The organism is Rhodococcus sp. BE178 (assembly GCF_050433545.1).
In the GTDB taxonomy this organism is placed as follows: domain Bacteria; phylum Actinomycetota; class Actinomycetes; order Mycobacteriales; family Mycobacteriaceae; genus Prescottella.
Map to the genome: position 1 here is coordinate 140,932 of NZ_JBNPXA010000007.1, position 22,523 is coordinate 163,454.

The 22,523-nt window shown below is 67.9% G+C and carries 18 protein-coding genes; 9 read left to right on the top strand and 9 right to left on the bottom strand.

From position 1 onward, the window contains the following. Position 1: 1 nt before the first annotated feature. On the bottom strand, positions 2 to 4,522 hold the full coding sequence (locus J2X34_RS14800; RefSeq protein ID WP_429518049.1) for a sacsin N-terminal ATP-binding-like domain-containing protein: 4,521 nt from the start codon (positions 4,520 to 4,522) through the stop codon (positions 2 to 4). A gap of 340 nt (positions 4,523 to 4,862) precedes the next feature. Continuing rightward, on the bottom strand, positions 4,863 to 5,960 hold the full coding sequence (locus tag J2X34_RS14805; protein WP_114722321.1) for a DNA cytosine methyltransferase: 1,098 nt from the start codon (positions 5,958 to 5,960) through the stop codon (positions 4,863 to 4,865). A 261-nt stretch (positions 5,961 to 6,221) separates the two neighbouring features. On the opposite strand from J2X34_RS14805, the gene J2X34_RS14810 reads away from it, so the two are divergent. Continuing rightward, positions 6,222 to 6,806 (top strand): T3SS (YopN, CesT) and YbjN peptide-binding chaperone 1, encoded by a 585-nt coding sequence (locus tag J2X34_RS14810; RefSeq protein WP_429518051.1) that lies wholly within the window; start codon positions 6,222 to 6,224, stop codon positions 6,804 to 6,806. 34 nt (positions 6,807 to 6,840) lie between these two features. On the opposite strand, the gene J2X34_RS14815 is transcribed toward J2X34_RS14810, so the two are convergent. Then, positions 6,841 to 7,704, bottom strand: coding sequence for a slipin family protein (locus tag J2X34_RS14815; RefSeq protein WP_114722277.1), 864 nt, complete (start codon positions 7,702 to 7,704; stop codon positions 6,841 to 6,843). After that, positions 7,704 to 8,171, bottom strand: coding sequence for an NfeD family protein (locus J2X34_RS14820; RefSeq protein WP_429518053.1), 468 nt, complete (start codon positions 8,169 to 8,171; stop codon positions 7,704 to 7,706). The genes J2X34_RS14815 and J2X34_RS14820 overlap by 1 nt, the downstream gene beginning before the upstream one ends. Positions 8,172 to 8,367: 196 nt before the next feature. Between J2X34_RS14820 and J2X34_RS14825 the strand changes: the two genes are divergently transcribed. The 6 genes from J2X34_RS14825 (at position 8,368) to J2X34_RS14850 (ending at position 16,538) form a co-directional block, all read left to right on the top strand. Beyond that, entirely contained in the window at positions 8,368 to 9,864 is a 1,497-nt protein-coding gene (locus J2X34_RS14825) for a DUF3375 domain-containing protein (protein ID WP_429518055.1), read from the top strand. Continuing rightward, positions 9,861 to 10,469, top strand: coding sequence for a DUF4194 domain-containing protein (locus J2X34_RS14830; protein WP_114722280.1), 609 nt, complete (start codon positions 9,861 to 9,863; stop codon positions 10,467 to 10,469). Before J2X34_RS14825 ends, J2X34_RS14830 begins: the two co-directional genes overlap by 4 nt. An 11-nt stretch (positions 10,470 to 10,480) precedes the next feature. Next, complete coding sequence (locus J2X34_RS14835; RefSeq protein ID WP_429518175.1) at positions 10,481 to 13,795, top strand: ATP-binding protein; 3,315 nt, start codon at positions 10,481 to 10,483, stop codon at positions 13,793 to 13,795. Beyond that, entirely contained in the window at positions 13,792 to 14,946 is a 1,155-nt protein-coding gene (locus J2X34_RS14840; protein WP_114722281.1) for a DUF3322 domain-containing protein, read from the top strand. Before J2X34_RS14835 ends, J2X34_RS14840 begins: the two co-directional genes overlap by 4 nt. Positions 14,947 to 15,031: 85 nt before the next feature. Further along, complete coding sequence (locus J2X34_RS14845) at positions 15,032 to 15,796, top strand: hypothetical protein (protein ID WP_429518058.1); 765 nt, start codon at positions 15,032 to 15,034, stop codon at positions 15,794 to 15,796. 49 nt (positions 15,797 to 15,845) lie between these two features. Further along, positions 15,846 to 16,538, top strand: a complete 693-nt coding sequence (locus J2X34_RS14850) for an SIMPL domain-containing protein (RefSeq protein ID WP_429518060.1) — start codon at positions 15,846 to 15,848, stop codon at positions 16,536 to 16,538. 54 nt (positions 16,539 to 16,592) lie between these two features. On the opposite strand, the gene J2X34_RS14855 is transcribed toward J2X34_RS14850, so the two are convergent. The 3 genes from J2X34_RS14855 to J2X34_RS14865 are packed head-to-tail and all read right to left on the bottom strand — an operon-like array spanning position 16,593 to position 18,095. Continuing rightward, a complete protein-coding gene (locus tag J2X34_RS14855) occupies positions 16,593 to 16,922 on the bottom strand; it encodes a hypothetical protein (protein ID WP_429518062.1) in 330 nt (109 codons plus the stop codon). A gap of 50 nt (positions 16,923 to 16,972) precedes the next feature. Next, entirely contained in the window at positions 16,973 to 17,722 is a 750-nt protein-coding gene (locus J2X34_RS14860; protein ID WP_429518064.1) for a hypothetical protein, read from the bottom strand. A gap of 34 nt (positions 17,723 to 17,756) precedes the next feature. Next, positions 17,757 to 18,095 (bottom strand): type VII secretion target, encoded by a 339-nt coding sequence (locus J2X34_RS14865; protein ID WP_429518065.1) that lies wholly within the window; start codon positions 18,093 to 18,095, stop codon positions 17,757 to 17,759. A 381-nt stretch (positions 18,096 to 18,476) separates the two neighbouring features. On the opposite strand from J2X34_RS14865, the gene J2X34_RS14870 reads away from it, so the two are divergent. Further along, positions 18,477 to 18,818, top strand: a complete 342-nt coding sequence (locus tag J2X34_RS14870) for a hypothetical protein (protein ID WP_429518067.1) — start codon at positions 18,477 to 18,479, stop codon at positions 18,816 to 18,818. 150 nt (positions 18,819 to 18,968) lie between these two features. Further along, the gene (locus J2X34_RS14875; protein WP_174909339.1) at positions 18,969 to 19,127 is read left to right on the top strand and encodes a hypothetical protein; all 159 of its coding nucleotides are present in this window, start codon (positions 18,969 to 18,971) and stop codon (positions 19,125 to 19,127) included. Between the two features lie 36 nt (positions 19,128 to 19,163). On the opposite strand, the gene J2X34_RS14880 is transcribed toward J2X34_RS14875, so the two are convergent. Together J2X34_RS14880 and J2X34_RS14885 are read right to left on the bottom strand one after the other, a co-directional pair. Further along, positions 19,164 to 19,991: an alpha/beta fold hydrolase gene (locus tag J2X34_RS14880; RefSeq protein ID WP_429518069.1), complete on the bottom strand. Its 828-nt coding sequence runs from the start codon at positions 19,989 to 19,991 to the stop codon at positions 19,164 to 19,166. 69 nt (positions 19,992 to 20,060) lie between these two features. Continuing rightward, positions 20,061 to 22,520: a beta-glucosidase gene (locus J2X34_RS14885; RefSeq protein ID WP_429518071.1), complete on the bottom strand. Its 2,460-nt coding sequence runs from the start codon at positions 22,518 to 22,520 to the stop codon at positions 20,061 to 20,063. Positions 22,521 to 22,523 lie beyond the last annotated feature (3 nt).

Sequence of the window (22,523 nt, forward strand, 5' to 3'; positions counted from 1 at the left end):
GTTATCGCCTCCACAGCCCATCGAAGTGATGGAACGCCAACTGGGTGCCGAACGCATCGATGTTGTCTTTCACGTTCACGATGAGCACTTCCTCCGAGCCACCGTTCGCCGGGCCGCGCAGCCCACGGCCAATCATCTGCTGATATCGGTTGGGGCTGAACGTCGGTCGCGCGACGTAGACAGCGCCGACCTTGGGGGCGTCAAAGCCCTGCGAGAGCACGTTGTAGTTCGTCAGGACCCGAATCTCACCCGTCCGGAACTTCTGGATCAACCTCCGCCGCTCCGGGGCAGGCGTGTAGCCGTCGATCGACGCCGCCGGGATGCCCCCGTTCGCCAGGACCGCGGCGAGCACCTGGGCATGTTGGACCGAGGCAGCGAAAACGAGCGCCGTCATGTCGGTCGGCAACTTCTCCAGGGAATCGAGGATCCCCTTGTTCCGGTCGTGGTCTGCCGCGACCGCATTGAGGTCGATACGGTAGTCGTCGAGGTGCATCGACTCAGCCTCGGACGTCTTACGCGTCTTCCCTGGCGTCAGTGTCATGCCGTCGAGCTCGAGATGCTTGACCCTCGCCAGAATCCCCATCTCCTGCAGCACCTCGTGCGGGTCCCCGTCGAAGACGCCGTCGGTCAGGAGGTTGGCGTCGTAGCGATTGATCAGACCCTTGGTCTGCTCCTCGTTGTGGCCGCGGTAGGGGCTAGCCGACAATCCGAGCAGCGCCCGGTCGCGTTCCTTGGCGCCACGCTTGAGCCACTTGAATAGCTCGGTGTACGTCTTGCTGATCGAGGTATGTGCCTCGTCGACCAGGACAACCTCCGCGTTGGTCAACCAGTCGTGGTGGCCCTTTCGCGCCAACGACAGCAGCTTGGCGTCGGTCGCCACCACCAGGTGAGCGCCGTCCTCTGCCGGTGCGGCGTCGTTCGCTCCCCAGAGCCGACTGATGGTCAGACGCGCACCCGCAGGCGCCAGCGCCGACCATGTGTACGACCAAGTATCGACGGCCTGCTCGCACAGTTCCTCGGACTGGGCGATCCAGATGATGAGCGGCTCGGTCTCAGACTCCTTCACGAAACGGATCAGCGATTCGACCGCCACCCGCGTCTTGCCCGAACCCGTTGGCAACGCGACGATCCCACGGTTCTTACCACCCGGCTGCAGCAGCTTCAGGACGTTCGTCACGACCCGTTCCTGATAGTCGTGCAGCGGCGGCAGCGCGACCGGACCGATCACCTGGAACCGAGCCGCCGGTGCAGCGACACGGGCACCCGCGTAGTCCGGCGACAGCCCCAGCTCCTTGACCGCGGTGGAGGCCTGAACGCCACCCGACAGCTTCGGAAGAACGACGCCCTTTTCCTCGATCGCTGGGGCGAGGCGACTGAGCAAGCTAGCACCGCGGGAGGCGCGGGCCATGCCCGCGATCTCGTCGGGTGTCAGCTTCTTTCCGCGACGGCGCTCCGCCAGCGCCTTGGCACCGGCCGGAATCTCCTTCTCCAGCGCATCGACGCCAGCGAGCATGACGAACTTGCGGTTCTCGTCCTTCTCCGCCTGAACCTTCCGGCGGAGCTGGCTCGCGGCGCCCCGGACCCCGATCTGATGAACCTTCGCCTGATCTGCCGCAGACAGGGAGAGCCGGAGCTCGCGAGCCAGATGCTCGAGCAGCACCTCGTCCGACATGTCGTCACGGAAGTAGACGCATCGCTCACCGTCCCGAAGAAGATCGTGATCGGTCACGGTGACCCCAGCACTGTCCCCCGTTCCAAGCTCGACCGAGATCGCCGAGCAGGGAACGAGATCGACGTCGGGGACCGCGGGAATGAAGGCTCGGATACCCGGGAACTTGTCCGCAAGTGCGACAGGCTCACCCGACGCCGCCGTGAGAACCTTCCGGCTGATCACCGCACCCGCGTCGATCAACCCCCAGCGCTCGATGAGCATCAGAACATGCCGATCGTTCTCGACGAGAACCGCAGGATATCCGTTGTCTACCAACGCGTCGTAGTCGGCGGGGATGCACGTCACGTGCGTTTCGGACGCCGCCGCCAGGGTCGCTCCGGACGAAGGGGTGACTCCCAGCTCATCTGGGGTGGGCGCACCCGCTTCCGCCGCGTAGCCATAAAGTCGATTGACGTGCTCCTGGTCGAGGAATCGCCACGGGTTCACGAGGATACGGGCCCACCGACGCGCGTCGATGTCCTCCGCAAGCTCGAGCGCACTGGCGTGTTCTGGCGCGACACGCGCCACCGGGAGCAGGTCATTGGGAATCCCGGGGATTGAGGCGACCGTATCCGTCACCGAACGACGGCCGTACGCGGTTTCGAGCACACCATGTCGCTTCAACCACCACACCGCGGGGTTCACGAAGGACATGACGGAGCCGTCCGCACTGCTGGTGGAGTCGAGCCTCCACGGCGTCGTCGACGTCCGGAGCACATACGTCGTCAGCGCCGCACGCCCATCCTCACTGAGCTGCGCCGCAACGTCGAGGCCGCACACGGTCGTGCCAGCCGAGATCCGGATCTTCGACGCGGTGACCTTCACGCCGCGCCCTGACTGCCACTCCATGTAGGCCGAGCGTGCGGCTTCCGCCCAGTCCGCGAACCACTGTTCCTCCTTGTCGGGCACCCCGACCGGAGGTTCAGAGGAGGCGCCCAGTTGGCGCAGCAGCGCGATATCCGCCGCGTGGAACGCGGTATCGATCGCGAGCGCGCCGTCCCGACTTCCATCGGCAGGAACCAGCACACCCGGCAGCAGCACACGACCGAGCTGCTCGACGCGTCGGGCGAGAGTGCGCACGGGGATCTCCGCGAGGCCAAACCCAGTAGTGAGCGCCTTGGCCGCATCGTTGATCGGCAGTCCGCGAGTGAGATTCCACAGCTGCTCGACCATCGGTCCGGTGACAGTCGCCTGACGCATCCGTGCGACCTGAGCACGCAGACGTCCGAGCTGGTCGAGGCGTCCGATTCCGAGGCTTTTCAGCGCCCCGGCCGCTTCGGTGTCAGCCGCGACAGCGGGGTGGACGTACTCGGGCCCGGTCTCGTCCCCCGTCTCGGGAAGGAAGATCAGACCGGATCGCGGCAGCTTCAGCGTCCCGTCAGCCGCGAGAACGAAAGCGCCCTTCCGCATCTCGACCATGTGCTCGGCTGCTTCCGCGTCGATCAACGCTGCGAGCTTCGCGGCCTCCTGAGAGCCGACGACGCCGGCGCTGGCAGCGAGGTCGTGGAGCCATTCCCCGACACCGCGGGGCTTCGCGTCCGCGAATCCCAGCAGCCGCTCGGCCTTTGCACGGCGTTCCGCCGTGCGATCGACGGATCCATGAACCCAATCCGACGGCCGGCCATCGACTGCTGCCCAGCGCGGCTTCCACGAGCTGAAGTCGGACAGGAACCCGGGCTGCAGCTTGACCTTGTTCGGCCGGGTCAGCCGTCCGTCCATGTCAGGAATGCAGGGAATCTGCGCCACGGCCCTCATGATCGGGTCATTGATCAAATCGTCAGCCCACGAACGCCGCTCGCGGTGGCGACTCGGCAGGATATCCAGGATCGAACCCGAGTCCTGGTCGTCCACGAGCTCAGAGAGATTGGAGCTGACCAGATCCGGGAGAACGCCGGTCAGGATCTCACGGTTGTACAGCCCGTCAAGGATGTCGTGCCGATCCTCGTTGGTCTTGAACGGGGCGTTGACGATTCCGGCCAGACTGGTCCGCGAATTCGTCGGGAAGTATGACCAGAAGGAACCGACCCGAGTACGGCCCTTCTGGGGCACCGCCCACGCCAGGTCGATCCGCCCCCGACCGGAAATCTCGCCCGCATCTTTGCGGGCTTCCGGGCTTGGCTGGTGGGCGACCCGGAAGACGTTCCACACCTCGCTGCTCCCGTCGGCCACGAGGGTGACGCGGGAACCGTCGCGCTCCGCACGCCACGACTTGCCCATCGCAGTGTCGTCGTTTCGGAGATCGAGGCCGTCGACATGTTCTGCGAATAAGAGGAACTCGGCAGGAAACTCGAGCAGCTTCTCCCCGAGCCAGTCGATCTCTTCCTTCAACGGCAGCCGAACGATGGTGGTCGCCCACTCCATCAACTCGCTCAGCACCGAATCCGACTCGGCCTCGGCACTCGGATCGAACGGAAACCCGATCCGCAGCACCGGAGTCCGCGGGACACCCTGATTGATGCTGCGCACCATCTCTTCGCTGGCGCCTCGGTCGAATCGGATCGAGACGTCACGGCTGATGATCTCCGGTGTGTCCGAGATCCCGAGCACGGACTTGAAGCCCAACCCGAATCGGCCGATCTCCTCGTCACGCTTCCGCGAGATATGGGACGCCATCAGCGTCTCGATACCCGAACTCGTCAGCGGCGCACCCTCATTCGCGCAGTACAGGTTCCCGTTCGCGAGGACCAACGCGATGCGACCACGGGTCTGCACCATCGCATCGGCAGCATTCTGAACCAACTCGTACAGCTGCTTGCGCCCGTATCCACCCTCGACATTCGAGAGCTCGATGCCCGCATCTTGCTCGATCAAGTTCGGCTTTGCCCTGTAGGCAGCCAGACACTGTTCGGTCTGGCTGCGCACGTGATCCGCCAGCCCGCCTTCAGCTCCAGCCCATTTCCTTGCCATCGTCCCACCCTTAGGTCGCACAGTTCTCGTCAGCCGCCCCCGACCTGCGCCGTCTGCGGAATGTCGACGATCGAGGGCAAACCGTTACGGGCATAACGGGCAATCGGCGCCGAGCCCTCAGACATTGCCACAACCCACCGACAAATCGGGGCGAAATCTCAATCCTTGGAGAAGAACTGACTGGGAAGCGGTGCCGTACGACATCGGCATCCGGATGACTGCAACCCCGTCTAGCGGGTGGCTTCTACTTGATCGGCTTGTTCCACGGGCCACGCACTGTCGCATCAAGGAGTTCAGTATCGAGCGTGCGCCCGAGAGCAGCGGCAAGAACGTGCGTACCGAGGCGAGGCGGAATCGCATTGCCGATCTGCTGTGCGAGATCCTTTCCGGACCAGGGGTAGTCGATCGGGAACGTCTGGAGGCGTCCGGCTTCCTGGTGGGTGAAGCGTGGAAGCTCGACGTTGTCTGGTGTTACAAGGCGGTTGCGTGACACTTTGCCAGTTACCGTCGCCGCGGGCTGGTAGGAATGCCGCCTTCCACGCGCTTTGGGATCGCCGCCCGAACCGTAGTTGGAGATCACGACGAATGGCTCCGGCCTCGAAGGTCGGTTGCCGTACTCCCAGGACTGTCGTTCGAGGGCCTCACCAAGCGTTGCCCACGGCAAGCGGTCTTTCCGACCCTCTTCCCGCGGTACATCCTTTCGGTACCTCCGGTGAGTCGGGTCGGGCAACCGCGCGGGCTTCTTGTACCGCGCGATCAGCACGGCCCGGCGACGTGTTTGCGGTACGCCGAACTCCTCGGTGCGCAAAATATCGCAGTGGACCTCGTAGTCGATCGACTCGAGCACCTCACCAATGGCTTCCCACACACGAAGGACAGCCGGAACCTGTTCAAGGACTATTGCCTCGTAGGGCTTCTCCTCTTTCTTGGCTTCCAAAGCCCATCGGAGGGGCTCCAGCACAAGGCCCGTTCGTTCGTCCTCAAGCTCGGCGACGTCCGCTCGGACGTCCTCGCCGATGCCCATCCGCTTTACGAACGCGAGAACTTGATCGAGAGCACGGCGTCCACTCCCCGATCCCGCGACAGTGAAGGTCTGACACGGCGGCCCACCGGCGAGGATCGTTGCCTCCGGAAAGTCTGAAGGGCCGAAGTTGCGCACATCGCCGAATCTTGTGCGAAGGCCTGCCGCCTGTCTGGTCGCATGAGCGTTTGCGTCCCACTCGACGCCTGTCGCAGGCACCCCCAGCCAATGCGCGGCGACGTCGAGTCCACCGGGTCCCGCGAAAAGATCCACGATCTCGGGAGGAGCAACATCGAGTGATCGCGGGAGAGCTGGGGTCATGGTGGGGATTTTATCGGCTCTAGGCCTAGTACCTTCCCAGTAGGACGGAATGCGCCCCTGATCGTCGTCGTTCTCGAATAGGCCAGTACCGATAGGCCGGTCTGCGCTCAGCACGTGTCTGAGAGCATCGTCACAGGAGCCCCATTCGGTGGACGTCCTCAGGACAGGATCGTGAGTCCGCCGCGATATCGTGGACACTTACCGACCACCGACTTTGCAGCGCCCGAACCGTAGATCCGGCCGGCGCCGGACAGGGGAATCATGACCGAGCACGACACCACCGAACAGCCGCTCCAGCTCGACGGCGCCTTCGCGATCGCCACGGAGGAGCAGGCGCAGCTGCACAGCCTGTCCGTGCGGACGCTGACCGAGCTGCTCGGGAGCGCACCGGAGACCGACGAGGACGGCGACATCGCGATCCCGGTCCACGGCTTCGGCGTCTACGTCACCGTCGCGGAGGACGGCCCGCAGCTGCACGTCTGGTCCTCGATCGTCACCGACATCGCCGACCGCGAGAAGGCCGTCGAGCAGCTGGTCGAGCTGTCCAGCGAGTGGCCGCGTCTGCGTTTCACCCTCGAGGACGAGCACCTGCTGGTCTCGACAATCGTGGACGCGGATCCGTTCGCGCCGCAGCACCTGATCAACCTGGTCGACGAGATCCACGAGCTCACACACGACCTCGACGACGACTTCGCGGCCAAGTTCGGCGGAGTCCTCGACTGCGACGCCGACGACGACTCCTACGCCGGCGGTTGCGGCGGCTGCGGTGACGACTGCGCCTGCGGCGACGGACACGACGCCGGCCACCTCGGTGACTCGATCCCGATCGGCCAGCCGAACAACTGACCGACCGCCAGCGCGCGGGTGAGTAGCTGCCGAGCTACTTGCCCGCGCGCTGCGCGTCGGGCTGCAGGGACATCCACGCCGAGATGAGTGCGTCGATGTCGGTCCGGGCGGCGGGCAGCGCCGCGTGTTCCGGTTCCGGTTCCGGTGCCGGTCCCGTCTTCAGGAACGGCCGGACCAGGTCGAGCGGCAGCGGGAAGACAACGGTGGAGTTGTTCTCCCCGCTCATCTCCCCCAGGGTCTGCAGGTAGCGCAACTGCAGGGTGGTCGGGTTGCGGCTGATCACGTCCGCGGCCTCGGCGAGCTTCGCGGACGCCTGGAACTCTGCCTCCGCGTTGATGATCTTGGCGCGCCGCTCGCGCTCGGCCTCCGCCTGACGGGCGATGGCCCGCTGCATGTCCCGCGGAATCTCCACGTCCTTGATCTCGACGGTGGTGACCTTCACGCCCCACGGCTCGGTCTGCTGGTCGATCACCTTCTGCAGGTCCTCGTTGAGGCGTTCGCGCTCGGCGAGCAGCGCATCCAACTCCGCCTTGCCGAGGATCGACCGCAGCGTCGTCTGCGCGATCTGCGACGTCGCCGCGAAGAAGTCCTCAACGCCGACGATCGCGCGGTCCGCATCGACCACCCGGAAGTACGCGACCGCGGTGACCTTGACCGGCACGTTGTCCCGGGTGATCACCTCCTGCATGGGGACGTTCAGCGTGACGGTTCGCAGACTCACCCGCACCATCCGGTCGACAGCCGGAATCAGCAGGACCAGACCGGGTCCCCTCAATTCGACGAGCCGCCCCAACCGGAACAGCACACCCCGCTCGTACTCGCGCAGCACCCGGACGGCCGCCGACGCCACGATGACGGCGAGCAGGGCGACAACGATGACAGCAAGGGCAATGGTCATCAACATGACAGCTCCCACGGTTCACGACGACGCACGCTCAACGTGAGTCCACGGACGTGCTCGACGACGACGCTCTCCCCCGCTCGCGGCGTCTCGGTGTAGCCGAACTCCATTCGGGCGCGCCACAATCCGCCGTCGGCCTCGACCTGACCGTGGTCGCCGTCCCAGCTGCGGACGGTGGCCTCCGACCCGATCATCGACTCCGCCCCCGTCCGCACAGGTTCGCGCCGCGCGCTCAAGACCTTCCGGCCGGTGACGGCGACCGCCCCGACTCCGACGACGGCGACACCCGCCGCGGCGGGGACCGTGATCTCCATGCCCAGCCCACCGGAGGTGAACAGCAGCCAGACGCCGGCCGCGGAGAGCAGCGTGCCCGTGATGCCGAGCGCGCCGAAGGTCGGAACGTGCGCCTCGATCACGATCAGCAGCACGCCCACGACCAGTGCCAACACACCCAACGCAGCCATCTGTAGTCACCCGCGAGGGCCCGGTCGGCTCGCGTAGCCACTCGCGATCGAGCCCTCATTGTCAAAGGTAGGCGCGCTTCCTCGGTACTGCCACCCGCCCGCATCGGCACGGCCTGCCCCGCGCTGTCGGCAGGTCGTGACAGCATGGTCGCCCGAGAGACCTCCGACTCAGACACCCACCGGAGAAAGGAACCGCATGTCCGCGACCAGCGACGTCCACCGGTTCCTGGACCTACGCGCGGACAGCGCCGGGTGGGCGCTGCTGCGCTCCGACAACGCGGCGGTCGTGCTGGCCCTGCTGAGCCGGCACTTCGACCACGGAACCCGCCGACTGCCGGCACCGGAACTGTTCGCGCTCCTCGACGCCGACCTGCTCGAGCTCCGCGAGGCCGGGCACGATCTGCCCCGCACCGGCCAGGGCTACTGCGCCGACTGGGTTCGATCGGGCTTCCTCCTCCGACGCACCAGCCAGGCCGCACGCGAGGAGACCCTCGAGCCCACCGACGGCGCCTTCGCGGCGATGTCCTTCGTCTCCGGCCTCGACGCGCAGATCACCGTCGTCACCGAATCCCGCCTCACCACCCTCTCCACCCAGTTGCAGGCCCTGGCGCGCGACTCCGATCCCCGCAGCGAGAGCCGGTTGGCGGCGCTACTGGCCGAGCGCGACGAACTCGACCGACAGATCACCGCGGTGCAGTCCGGCGATTTTCCGGTCCTCGACGGCGACCGGGCCGTCGAACGGTCCGCGGAGATCCTGACACTGGCGTCGGAGGTCCCCGGCGACTTCGCGCGGGTGCGGGCCGAGCTCGAGGAACTCAACCGGAACCTGCGAGCCCAGATCCTGGACGAGGACGGCGACCGGGGCGAGACGTTGGGCGACGTGTTCCGAGGCGTCGATCTGATCGGCCAGTCCGACGCCGGACGCAGCTTCACGGCGTTCTACGACATGATCCTCGACCCGGCCCGCTCGTCCCAGCTCGACGAATGGATCGACACCGTCCTCGGGCGCCCGTTCGCCGCCAGGCTCACCGCCGACCAGCGACGACGGTTCCGCACGCTGCTCACGGAGATGGAGACGGCGGCCTCCGAGGTCCACGCGACGATGACCTCGCTGTCGCGGTCGCTGCGCCACTTCGTCCAGTCCCGCAACTACGAGGAACATCGCCGCCTGCAGAAGCTGCTGCGGTCGGCGCAGCAGCGAGCGGTCGACGTCGTCGGCGGCCTGCGCCCCTTCGACGTGCTCGACATCGAACTGGTGCGGATCGGCATGAGCATCGAATCCGTTGCAGCACTGAAGCTTCACAACCCCGCCGACGATCTGGTCACCGAACCGGTGCAGACGCAGCCGTCGGGTGTGGTCGACCTGGCCGACCTGCGCCGGCTGGTCCGCGAGTCGGAGATCGATTTCGACGAGTTGACCGACAACGTGGCGGCCACGCTACGCACGCACGGCCGTGCGTCGATCGGCGACGTGCTGCGTGAGCATCCCGCGACCCAGGGCCTCGCCAGCGCTGTCGGATTGATGGTGCTCGCGACCCGGCACGGACACCCCGTCGACGGCACCGAGCACATCGAGTGGGTCTCCGCCTCAGGCGTGTCCCGCCGTGCCACCATTCGGCGTCTCGTCTTCGATCCCACCGCCGACGAGTTCACCAGCCGCACCGCCCGCACCATCGAGGAGGCCGCCCCGTGACGACGGAGGAGACGCTCGCCGCCGCACGCTATCCCGGAGACACCGGCGAGCTCGACCTCGAGACCCGGCGGGCGCTGGTGCAGCTACTCAAGGGCCCGCTGATCACCGCGGCCAAGCATCCCGAGGTGTGGCGCACGGTGATTCGCGAGGAACGATTGCTGCGTTCGCGCCTCGCGGACGTGTTCCTCGACCTGGTGGTCGACGACGAGAACGAGCTCGCGTTCACACGCCCAGCCGAGACCGGGGACGACAAGAACCCCACTGTGCTGCGCACCGAGCGGTTGACCTTCATGGACACGGTCATGCTGCTGGCGCTGCGCCAGCGCCTGCTCCGGGCCCAGCCCGGCGAGCGGGTGATCGTCGACCTGGACGAACTGCGCGAGCAGCTCGAGATGTACCGGCCCGAGGGCGACACCGACCCCGCCGGCTACGCCAAACGAGTGAATGCGTCGTGGAAGAAGCTCGACAAGTACTCGCTGCTGTCGAAGACCACCACCGACGACCGGATGGAGATCTCCCCGGTGCTGCGCCAACTCTTCGATGCCGACCAGATCGCCGCCGTGGAAGCCGAATTCCGCCGGATCGCCGAGGAGGACGAATCGTGACCGCTCCCCAGATGCCGGTTCACCCCGGCCAGCGCCGCCTTGCCCGCGTCCAGGTGGTCAACTGGGGAACCCTGCACGGACACCACGACCTTCCGGTGTCCCGCAAGGGCTTCCTGATCACCGGCAACTCCGGCTCCGGCAAATCCACGCTCATCGACGCGATCTCCGCGGTCCTGGTGCCCGGTGGCCAGGTGCACTTCAACGCCGCCGCCCAGGAGTCCACCAAGTCGGGACGCAACTTCGTCAGCTACATCCGCGGCGCGTGGCGGCGTGAGGCCGGCACCGACACCGAGGGACTGAGAACCGCGTATCTGCGCGACGGCGCCACCTGGAGTGCGGTCGCGCTCACCTACCGCACCGATACGGACGCCGACCCGGTGACCTTGATCAAGCTCATGCACCTCGGCCGCGGCCAGAACGCCGCCTCCGACGTCACCCACCTGCACGTGATCCTCGACCAGGAACTCGACCTCACGGAAATGGCGCCGTTCGTCTCCCGTGGCATCGATACCCGTGCCATCCGGCGCCGCTGGCCCGATGCCGCGGTGAATCCGTCCTACAGCCCGTTCGCGCGCAATTTCCGCTCCCGCCTGGGCATTTCGAGCGAAGCCGCGCAGCGTCTGCTGCACCGCACACTGTCCGCGAAGAGCCTCACCAGCCTGGACCAACTGCTGCGCGACTACATGCTCGACGAACCGGCCACCTTCGCGATGGCCCAGCGCGCCGTCGACCAGTTCGACGACCTGCGCGAGGCGCACCGCGTGGTGGTCGACGCCCGACAACAGATCGAGGCCCTCGAGCCGCTGGTGGAGTTGGCGGCCACCCGCGGCCGCGCCGTGCGGATCCAACGCGATACCGACGAGGAGATCACCCACCTCGACGCCGTGCGCGCCCAGCGCGCCCTGGCACTGCTGCAGGACGAGCAGCTCGAGTTGCAGGCCAACACACCACTGCTCGAGGCCGGCGCCCGCGAGGCCACCGACGCCGCGCACCGCGTACGCCAGGAGACCATCGACCTCACCGTCCGACTCGAGGGTATCGAGGGCGGCCGGCTGTCGGTCCTGCGCGCGCAGCGCGACGCCCAGACACAGACGAGCGAACGGGTGCGGGCGCGGCGCCGGCAGGTCGCCGAGGCGGTCGCCGCGTGGGACGGCACGGTCCCCGACTCCGCGGAGGAGTTCGTCACGCTGCGGGCGCACCTCGAGGACCAACTCGCGCAGGCCGCGACCGGCCACGAGGTGCGACTACACGACCGCTACGAGATCTCGGATCGACGGGGCATCGCGGCCCGCGAGCGCGAGCGCCTCACCGACGACCGCGAGGTGCTGGCGCGACGTCGGTCCAACATCGACCCCCTGCTGCTCCGCGCCCGCGAAACGATTTGCGCTGCAGCAGGATTACCCGAGGAGACACTCCATTTCGCCGGCGAGCTGATCGCGGTGCGCGACGAGTTCACCGACTGGACCGGCCCCATCGAACGCGTCCTCGGCGGGTTCGCCCGCACCCTCCTCGTGCCCGACGACGCCTACCGCGCCGTTGCGGCCGCGGTGGACGCCACCCACCTCGGTGCCCGCCTCGTGTACCGGCGGGTGCGGCTCGTCGCCGGTGCCTCGACCGCGGCGCGGACCGGACCGCACTCACTGGTCCGACGACTCGACGTCACCGAGGGTCCGCTGGCGGGCTGGATCCACCAGCACCTCGCCGAACGCTTCGACTACGCGTGCGTCGACACCGCCGCCGAGCTGTCCGAGCACGACCGCGCGGTCACGCGAGCGGGCCAGATCCGGCACTCGCAGCAGCGGCACGAGAAGGACGACCGCAGCCACATCGACGACCGCGGCCGGTGGGTGCTCGGCTTCGACAACGAGGCCAAGCTCGCCGACATCCGGCGGCGCATCCAGGAACTCGACGCCACCGTCGCCACCCTCACCGCCCGCCTCGACGATCTGGATCGGCACGACCGCGTCATCGCACGCCAGAACCAGGCGGCGCAGACCATCCTCGACGCCCGATGGCAGGACGTCGATCTGCGCGGCGCGGAGGCGATTCTCGCCACCCTCGACGAGCGGCTCGCGCGGTGGCAGCAGGACAACCCGGAGCACGCGGCGCTGACCGCGGCCCTCGACCGGGCGCGCGCCGCCGAGACCGACGCCGACGCGGCCCGCTCGGCGGCCGACGCGGCACTGACCATGCACCGCAAGCAGCTCGTCGAGCTCGACACGAAGATCCGTGAAGCGCGGCACGCCGCCACCGAGCCGGTTCCGGCCGACGTCGCCGCCCGTCTCGATGCCCGATTCGCCGCGGTCTCGCGCCGGCTCACCTCCGACAACATCGACAAGAAGGCGTACGAGGTCAGTCAGGGCATCAACGAGGAGAATCGGCGGGCACAGCACACCATCTCCACCACCAGCGCGGCGATCGTGCGACTGCTCTCCAAGTACCTCGCCCGCTGGGAGGCCCGCGGCGGGGAACTGCGCGCGGACGCGGACTACGTCGACGACGCGCTGGCCGTGCTCGCGCGGCTGCGCGCGGACGGCCTGCCGCAGTTCGAGGACCGCTTCTTCCAACTGCTGCACGACCAGTCGGTGCGCAACATCGGCGAGCTGGCCCGTGCGATCCGTAAGGCGCCCGGCGAGATCCGGGCCCGCATCGACCCCGTCAACGAATCCCTGAGCCGTTCCCCGTTCGATGTCGACCGGTGGCTGCGTATCGATGTGCGCGAGCGGCGCTCCCCCGCCGCCGCGGAGTTCCTCGACGAGCTGAACCGGATCAACAGCGGCAGTTGGAGTGCCGAGGAACGGCCGGACGCCGAGCAGCGTTTCGAACGAATGGCCGTCCTGCTCGAACGACTCTCCTCCGGTGAACCCGCCGACCAGCGGTGGCAGCGCCAGGTCCTCGATACCCGACTGCACGTGGGCTTCATCGGCGTCGAGGTCGACGGCACCGACGAGATCCGCAACTACCACGACTCGAGTTCCGGGCTGTCCGGCGGGCAGGCGCAGAAGCTCGTGTTCTTCTGCCTCGCCGCGGCACTGCGATACCAGTTGGCCTCCGCCGGTGAGGATCTTCCGCGATACGGCACCGTGATCCTCGACGAGGCCTTCGACCGGGCCGACTCGGCCTACACCCGCCGGGCACTGGACGTGTTCACCCAGTTCGGTTTCCACATGGTGCTCGCGACGCCGCTCAAGCTGCTGCAGACGCTCGAGGAGTACATCGGAGGCGCCGCCGCGGTGAGCATCCGCGACAACCGGTACTCACAGATCGCGCTCATCGACTGGCAAGACCGCGGCCCCGACATGCACGAGGGAGACGACGCCGCATGACGCGCGCCGCGTGTGTCACCCCGTCCGCCGTCACGGCCAAAGCACTCACGGCCTACAACGCACGCCGGCGCCGCTGGCTCGCCGACTCCGCCAACGCGGACACCGACTCTCTGGTGGTGGGCCTGGCTCCGCCGTCGGAGGCGACGGTGGCCGCGGATCCCGACGCCGTCGTGGCCTGGACACGCGACTGGCGCGCGCATGCCGGTGCGGGCCTCGTGGAGTGGGAGACCCGCCGCTGGCCGAGCTTCGGGTCCCAGGAGATCCCGGTCCGGGTGTCGTTCCACGGCGCCGGACAGATCGCGGCCGCGGCCGGCCGGGGGGCTCAGTGGCGGCGGCTCAGCGACCGCCGCGACCGGCTCGTGTCCGGCATCGCCCCGGCCGCACCGGATCTTCCAGCCGCGGTGTCGTCGACGGCCACCACGTGGGAGTCCTTCGACGACAACGACTTCGATCGATTGATCGACGTGCTGCGATGGCTCCTCACGAATCCGCCGTCCGGCATGTTCATCCGGCAACTCCCGGTGCCGGGTGTCGACACGAAATGGATCTCGCGCCATCGGCGCGTGATCGAGACACTGGTCGCCGGTGTACGCGGCGACGGCGGCCTCGGGGTACGGACGGCGCCGCGCATGCACGAGCTGGCGGTGCTCGATCGGTGCCTGCTGCCCGGCGGGCCGCGGGTGTTCGCGGCCGCCGTCGACGAGCTGGGCGCGCTGCCGTTGCAACCGGCCCGGGTCCTGATCCTCGAGAACAAGGAGGGTCTGCATGCACTGCCGGACATGCCCGGGACCGTCGCGCTGCACGGTGGCGGCTACACCGTCCACGAACTCGCCGCCCTGCCCTGGTTGACGGGGCCGGATGTCTGGTACTGGGGCGACCTGGACAGCCACGGATTCGCGATCCTCGATCGCCTGCGCCACCACCTGCCCGCGGTGCGGAGCCTGCTGATGGACTGCGAGACGCTCCACCGGTGGCGCGAGCTCGCGGTCACGGACCCGTCCCCCGCCCCCGGCACGTTCGGACTGCTCACCGCCGGCGAAACCGCGGCACTCGAGGCACTCCGCGCGGGGGAACTGCGACTGGAGCAGGAACGCATTCCGTGGCCCTACGCGCTCGAACAACTGCGGCAGGCCTGGACTGTGCCGAACTGACCTCCCCGCAATCCGGCGGGAGCATCGTCGACACCGCGGCCGTGTCGCGCGCCGCCGCGTCGGTGGTTGGTGCGATCATCGCGGCATGCATCTGCTTGACGAGGGGTTCGAGCCGCCGGAGGCGTGCGTGCAGTGGTGTGATGCCCGCGCCTATCCGCTCCATGTGCTGGACGACGGCGTCCAGGTGGACCTCAACTGGTGGAACCACCATCTCCGCGCGAGCAAGCACGAGATCGTTCTCCACGGACGTGATCTGGACGGTCGGGTCGTCAACCGCGGCACCGCGATCGTGCAGCGCAACGATCTCCGGCTCGACAGCGAACTGTTCGACGCCGATCACAACGGACTGGGCCTGCTGTTCCTGTGCGCGGCGTGGCGCAGTGCCCACCCGAACCGGCGCGCCACCCGACGTCTGCCGGACGTGTTCGACGCCTACACCCCGAAGGACCCCCTCCGGAAGATCAAACTAATCCTCGACCACTGCGCCACCTCGCGGACGCTGCCGCCCGCGTCGAGCAGCAACTGGTCCGGCTGGCCCGACACTCCCGGTGTCGGCGTGTCCCTCCTGGCGGTCTACCTGTGGGCGGTCGGTGTGACCCGGGAAGGCATCCGGGCGCAGATGATCGACCAGCACGGCGTCTCGACGCTGATCCACGAAGGCTGGCTCGAGGAGCCGTCGGTCAGTGGTTTCACGCTCCGCCGCTACGACCGGTACCAGGAGCTGCTGCGCACGTGGTCGATCCAGGCCCGGACCCACCCGGAGCTGATCGAGATGTGGCTGGTCCAACGGTGGAACGCCCGGGTCCAGGAGGCCCGCAGCGGCGCCCGCGCCGAGCCGACCCTGTTCTGAGCGGTCCATTCCGTACTGACCTGTCGGTGCTGTCGGGGAGACTGGCCTCATGCCCACGAATCCCGTAACGATCACGGTCACCGGCCACGCCGAGCGCTCGTTCATGCCCAACCGGTGCGTGGTGCGACTGAACATCGCGTTCGACGGCGCCACCCGCGCCGAGGCCGCCGATCCCGCCGCGAAGTCTGCGGCGGCCCTGGCCGAGCTGATCCAGGAACTCGAAAACGACTCGCAGCGCCCGCTCCGGCGGACGTCGATCGATCAGGTCCAGCACACCCGGTATCGGCCGTATCACCCGCAGGGCAAGAAGCTGCCGTGGAACTATCGCTCGACGGCCACCGGTTCGGTCACCTTCCGCGACCTCGGCGCGGTTGCAGCCTTCGTCGACCGGGTGTCGGCGATCGAGGGCGTCGACGTCGGGCATCTGCAATGGACGCTCACCCGGAAGGCTCATACCAAGGCTCTCACCCGGGTGCGCGATCTCGCAGTCCGCGACGCGCTCGCCAAGGCCAAGGGCTACACACGGAGCCTGGGCTGCAAGCGCATCGAGGCGGTAGCGCTCGCCGACCCGGGCATGCTGAACCCGGGGCAACGCCCCGACTACGGCCCTCCCGCGGTGCGGATGATGGCCGCCTCGGCCGTGGCCCCGGACAGCGCCGACACCGGCCGCCCGGCGATCGAGCTGACCCCCGAACCCATCGGCATCAGCGCGGACGTCGAGGCCCGGTTCGAGACTTCCTGAGAGGGCTCGACACTGCGCGGGAGACAAGCAGCGACACGGACGCCGGGCCTGTGCTCACCAGTCGGTGCCCAGGATCGGCGGCCGGTCATCGAAATACTCGTCGTCACCGTCCGCGGGAGCAGCGGCGATCGAGGCTGCGTACTCCTCTTCGATCCTCCGCTGCCCCTGCGCTGCAAGCGCTTCCTTCTCTTCGGCGCTCAACTGTGACAACTCGGTGAGAGATCCGACAACCAGCGGATTGACGACACCCGAGAAGGTGGTCGAGTCGACGCCGTCGCGCAGACTCATCCGCCCCGCGAGGATCTCGGTAACCATCGACTTGAAGGCCTGATCGGGAGTGGCATCCGACAGAATCTGTAGGGATTTCCTCAGCTGCAGCGCCATCGCCGGATCGTTCTCGAGCGAGGGAAGCAACGGATGCTCTTCGACCACTGTCACACCCCGCCTCGACCGGAGGCAGCGCCGGGCAGGGCCGGGAGCTTTGCATCTCCGATAGCGCCCATGTAGCCGGTGATCAGGCCGGTAACGGCCTGCGCACCCTGAAAAGCCTTGTTGAGGACGTCGAGGATCTTTTGGATCGTTTGGAAGACCTTCCACCCGGTGGCGAGTGCCACGGCCCAGGCACTCGCGGTGATGATCGCACCGACTCCGGTGGCAGCTGCGATGGTCGAGGCACCGGCCGCGGCCAACTCGATCAGGAACTGGATCATCAGATCCGTGGCGATCGCCAGCAGTCCCTTGATGGACTGTGAGAACTCATACATGCCGAGTGCCACAGTCTCCAGTTCGTCCCCCATCGAATTGATTGCGTGCTGCTGAGACTCGACGGCGCGAACCAGCTCGTCGAAGTAGCCGGCGGCCGAATCGGCGGCGTCGCCCTCCCATGACTGCACAGCGGTGCTCGTCGCCGACGACAGCGCCTCGGACATCAGTGCAGTGAAGTCACCGAGGGACTTCACCGCACGACCAGCTTCCTGCACTGCCGCCCAGTTACCGGCGACTGAATCCGCGATCGTGTCGATCGGGTTCTGTTCCACCCCAATGATTCCGAGTGCCCCCATGACGGGCGCGGTCAGCCAATAGGTCGGGCTGAGATAGGAACCGCTGAGCGCGTTCTCGAGCGGATCCGGTACCGGATCCTCAGCAACCGGTTTCTGTAACGCGCTCCGTGGGTCATCAGTCATCGGGTCCCCCCTTCCGAAAGTTCTTCAGTGGCGCTCAGTACACGCGGTCCAATGCCGTCGCGTTCGTCGAATCGGTTGCCCGGTACTGTTCGGCGGTGCGGGCGATCTCCTCACCCGACACGGCGACGAGGCGCCCGATCGCGGCGGCGTTGTCCACCAAAAGCGTCCGAACGGCGGAGACCGTGGGTGCAACCGACAGGAAGATGCGGCCATCGGCCGTTCCGATCGAGAGGTGGTCTTCCAGATAGGCCGTAGCCTCCGAAACCTGTTCGGCAAGGTCCCCCAGCCTGGCAGCGAAAACATCCAGCGCATTCGGATCGACCAGCACCGCATCCCCCAATCTCGGGCCTCGGCCCTCCCCGGCCCCGGTCACGTTCGCAACGTACCAGTGGGGCCGGGAAGACTTGCACTGGGCCACGATCGGAGGCTATGCATACCGATCGTGGCTCCCTCAACGACGGACCAGGTCGCCTTCCCTCTGCGTGAAGGGTCTGACGACGAACTCGGCCGATGGAAGGATCATGCTCAAATTCGAAAGGTGATGCGATTCGCCGCGGTACCGATGCCCGAACTCTGTGTGGCGCACGGTGAACCGGGGACGTGGTCGAGGCGCTTTCGCTGCTATTCACGGCCCGCGACGGACTTCGATCTCAAGCCTCGTCGATCGCAGTTGCTGCACGATCTCATGTTCGGCTGGGCCCGAATCCACCGAGGAGTGGACCGGCTGGCAACCGCCTATTCGACTACCGTCACGATGCATGGCTGCGTCGCATGTCGGCATTGGCTCCGCCGACGGCGGGCCCGATCCGCCGCGCTACTCGTGGTCACCCTGGGCCTGCTCGTCGCCGTGCCGAGAGTGCTGGTCAAATCCTCGCATGCCGAGCTCGCAGCGTTCTCGCTCTTCACGGGGCTCGTCCTGCTGGTCGTCACCGCCGCGGCCGCGCGTTGGATTCACGAGTTCGCCCGGGCGACCATCAGCGAGGACGGCACCCGTCTGATCATCGACAACCCCCATCCCGACTACGCGCGCGCCGCGGTGACGATGGGTGCCGAACGAAGCCCGCTCCGCACAGGTGAAAGCACGAACGAGCAGTAGGGGTCACCACCGCCGCAACCCACTCGCCCGCAACACCCGCCGCCCCACGGCAGCCCGAAACGGCCTCCTCGGTCCCGACAATGCGCACGTCGGTCCGGGCGCGGGCGATGGCGGTGTAGAGCAGTTCCCGGGTCAGCAGCGACGACTCCGGTGTCGCCGTTGCAGATCTACGGCCCTCCCGCGGTGCGGATGATGGCCGCCTCGGCCGCGGCCCCGGACGGCGCCGACACCGGCCGGCCGGCGATCGAGCTGACCCCCGAACGCATCGGCATCAGCGCGGATGTCGAGGCCCGGTTCGAGGCGTCCTGACGGACCACTCGAATGTGTCGGGCATGAGTCTCGGCGTCAGGCGGTCTGACCCCAGAAGTCGACGAGCACCTTCGTCAGCTCCTCGGGCTTCTCCTCGTTCGGTGTGTGGCCGGCCCCCGCGATGATCTCGAACTTCACGCCGAGCCGAGACGCGACGTCGGCCTGGACCTCCACCGAGATGACGTCCTCCTCGCCGGCGACGACCAGGATCGGCAGACGGGTCGCCGCCAACTCCTCGACGCGGTCCGGCTCGGCGCTCATGGAGAGGGCGATGCCGGCGATGTTCGCGGTCTTGGTGGCCAGGATGCGGCCCCGCAGGAACTCCTTGACCGGTGCCGGGAAGGCCTCCTGCAGGGCTCCGAACATGGCCTGCCACAGGGCCTCGTTGCCGCCTTCCTGCAGCAGTGCCGGGATCTGGCCCATGTCCAGGTCCATGTCCAGGTTCTGCCCGCTCGGCGGCGAGTCGAGGATCACATAGTCGAGGAAGCGCGCCGGGTCGTTCAGCACGGCGGCCCGGGTGACGAGACCACCGAAGCTGTGGCCGAGGAGGTGGACCTTCTCGCCGGGCGCGACCTTGTCGAGCACCTCGGCGAGGTCCAGGGCGAACTTGGCAATCGTGTACTCGCCCACCGCATCCGGGCCGTCCGGGCCGTCCGAGTCGTACTGGCCGAGCTGCGAGTAGGAGATCAGGCGGTAACCGGCGGCGGTGACGAACGGCGCCATCGGGAGGAAGTCCTCCCGGGAGCCGGTGAATCCGGGGACCATGACGACGGTGCCCTTGACCTCCGTGCCGGCCTCGGGCGTCGCCTCGAAGAAGGACAGCTCGCCGCGCGAGATCGTGATGCGGGACAGATTGACGGTCATATTGCGTTCTCCTCGTTGAGGTTCAGGGGTTCTTCGGGCGAAAGATGGGAGTCATCAGAGATCCCCGGCTCACACCGCCGAGTCCTTCAGTTCGATCTCGGTCGTCAGCCGACGGTCGGAGGCCGATCGCGCCGCGACCAGCGTCCGCGAACCGCCCGCGACCCGCCACGCCGCCGCCGATTCGTCCCACCGCGCCAGGGTCCTGCGGTCCACGGTGATTCGCGCGGTCGCCGCCTCCCCCGCGTCGGCGTTCACCGACGCGAAACCGACGAGCCGCAGCGGGTCGTTCCCGTCGGCGCCCTCGCCGCCGAGGTAGAGCTGGACGACCTCGCGTCCGGTGCGCACGCCGGTGTTGCGGACGGCCACCTCGACCGTCACCGCACCCGACTCGGTCTCCGCGGCGGTGATTCCCTCGTAGTCCCAGGTGCTGTAGCCGAGACCATGCCCGAACGGGTAGGCCGGGGTGATCGCGGCCGTCTCGTACCCGCGATACCCGAACGTCGAGCCCTCCGCGTAGTCGATGACGCCGTCGACGGGTTGCGTCGACAGCACCGGCGAGTCGGCACCGACCGCGGGAAAGGTGGTGGGCAGCCGGCCGCCGGGCTCGACGACGCCGGTGAGCGCGTCGGCGATCGCACCGCCGCCTTCCTGGCCCGGCAGCCACGCCCACAGCACCGCCGCAACCTCGTCCCGCCAAGGCATTTCGACCGGCGCACCGGCGTTGACGACCACGACCGTCTTCGGATTCACCGCGGCCACCGCCGACACCAGCTCGTCCTGCCGACCCGGAAGCAGCAGATCGACACGGTCGAAGCCCTCGCTCTCCACCTCGTCCGTGGTGCCGACGAAGACCAGCGCCACGTCCGCGTTCCGCGCGGCCTCGACGGCGGCGGCGAACGCCACATCCGCAGCCTCGCGTGGCGCCTCGTGGTTGAGGCCGAACATCACCATCGGGTGGTCCGGTGCGACCATCCGCATCTCGACGTTGATCGTGCCGGCGACGAGCTCGGCCGAAACGCGACGCTCCGGCGGCTTGACGAGATTCTCGATCGGGTCGTCGTCGGCACTGGTGAGCGAGATCGCATGCGGCTCGGCCGCGCCGATCCTCAGGGAGTACTCCCCGGAACCCGACACCGAGAACTGGTGGGTGCCGCCCTCGGCGACGGTCAGATCGGTCCGGACGCGGACCTCGGCGGTGCCCGGAGGGACGGTGCCCATGAACACCAGACGCGACGCGAGCCGGCGCTCGGTCGCGAGAACGGCGCCGTCGGCCGAAACGAAGTCGACGCGAAAGCCCGGCTCGCCGGTCACCGGGTCGCGGGCGACGTCCGCCGGGATGGCGGGAAGGATGCGCTGCGTCGAAACGCCTTCCCGGTAGTCGATCTCGACCGAGTCGCCGAACGCCTCGCGCAGCCCGGCCAACGGACTGGTGATGTGCGTGGGGTTGACGTGCGCGGAGCCGCCACCCTGCGCGGTCAGCACCGCGGCGTTCGGTCCGAGGACGGCGACGCGACTGCGCGACGCCGGAGCCAGCGGCAGGACGCCGCCCTCGTTGCGCAGCACGACCATGGCGCGCGCCGCGATCTCCCGCAACTGCTCGCCCGCATCGGCCGGGGTCGTCGACGGGGCGGGCCCCGCGAAGCCGTCCAGGTAGCCGGTGCGAGCGGCGAGCCGAAGCACGCGCAGCACCTTGTCGTCGACGACGCTCTCGGCGACCTCGCCGGCGCGGACCGCGGCGACGAGCGCCTCGCTCCACGGGCTCTGCGGACCCGGCATCGCGACGTCGAGGCCCGCGTTCGCGGACGCGGCCGTCGAGCGCGTCGCGAACCAGTCCGACACGACCGCGCCGTCGAAGCCCAGCTCCTCCTTGAGGACCTCGGTGAGCAGCCGCCGGTTGTCGGTCAGGCTCGCACCGTTGACCGAGTTGTACGAGGCCATGACGGACCACGCGCCCGCGCGGACCCCGGCCTCGAAGGGCACCAGGTAGACCTCACGCAGCGCCTTCTCCGAGATCCGCGCGTCGTACGTCATGCGCCCGGTCTCGGACTCGTTGCCGATGTAGTGCTTGATCGTCACCGCGACGCCGTTGGCCTGGACACCGGAGACGAAGCCCTCCACGATCGCGGCGGTCAACTGCGGGTCCTCGGAGTAGCACTCGAAGTGCCGGCCCCCGAGCGGCGAGCGGTGAATGTTGATGTTCGGGGCGAGGAGCCACGCGACGCCCTTGTCCCGGGCCTGGGCGCCCATGAGGGCGCCGGCACGCCGGACCTGCTCCGGGTCCCAGGTGGCGGACAGCGCCGACGGGTTCGGGAACAGCAGGCTGGTGTCACGCTCGTCCCAGGTCGTGCCGCGGACGCCGTTGGGGCCGTCCGAGAGGAGCACCTTGCGCAGGCCGATCTTCTCGATCGCGTCGAGGGACCAGAAGTCCGCGCCGGTCAGCAGACCGACCTTCTCCTCGAGCGTCAGTTCCGCGAGGAGCTTTCCCAGCTTGCCCTCGTCCACCGCAGTCACACCGTCTCGGCTGTTCACAAC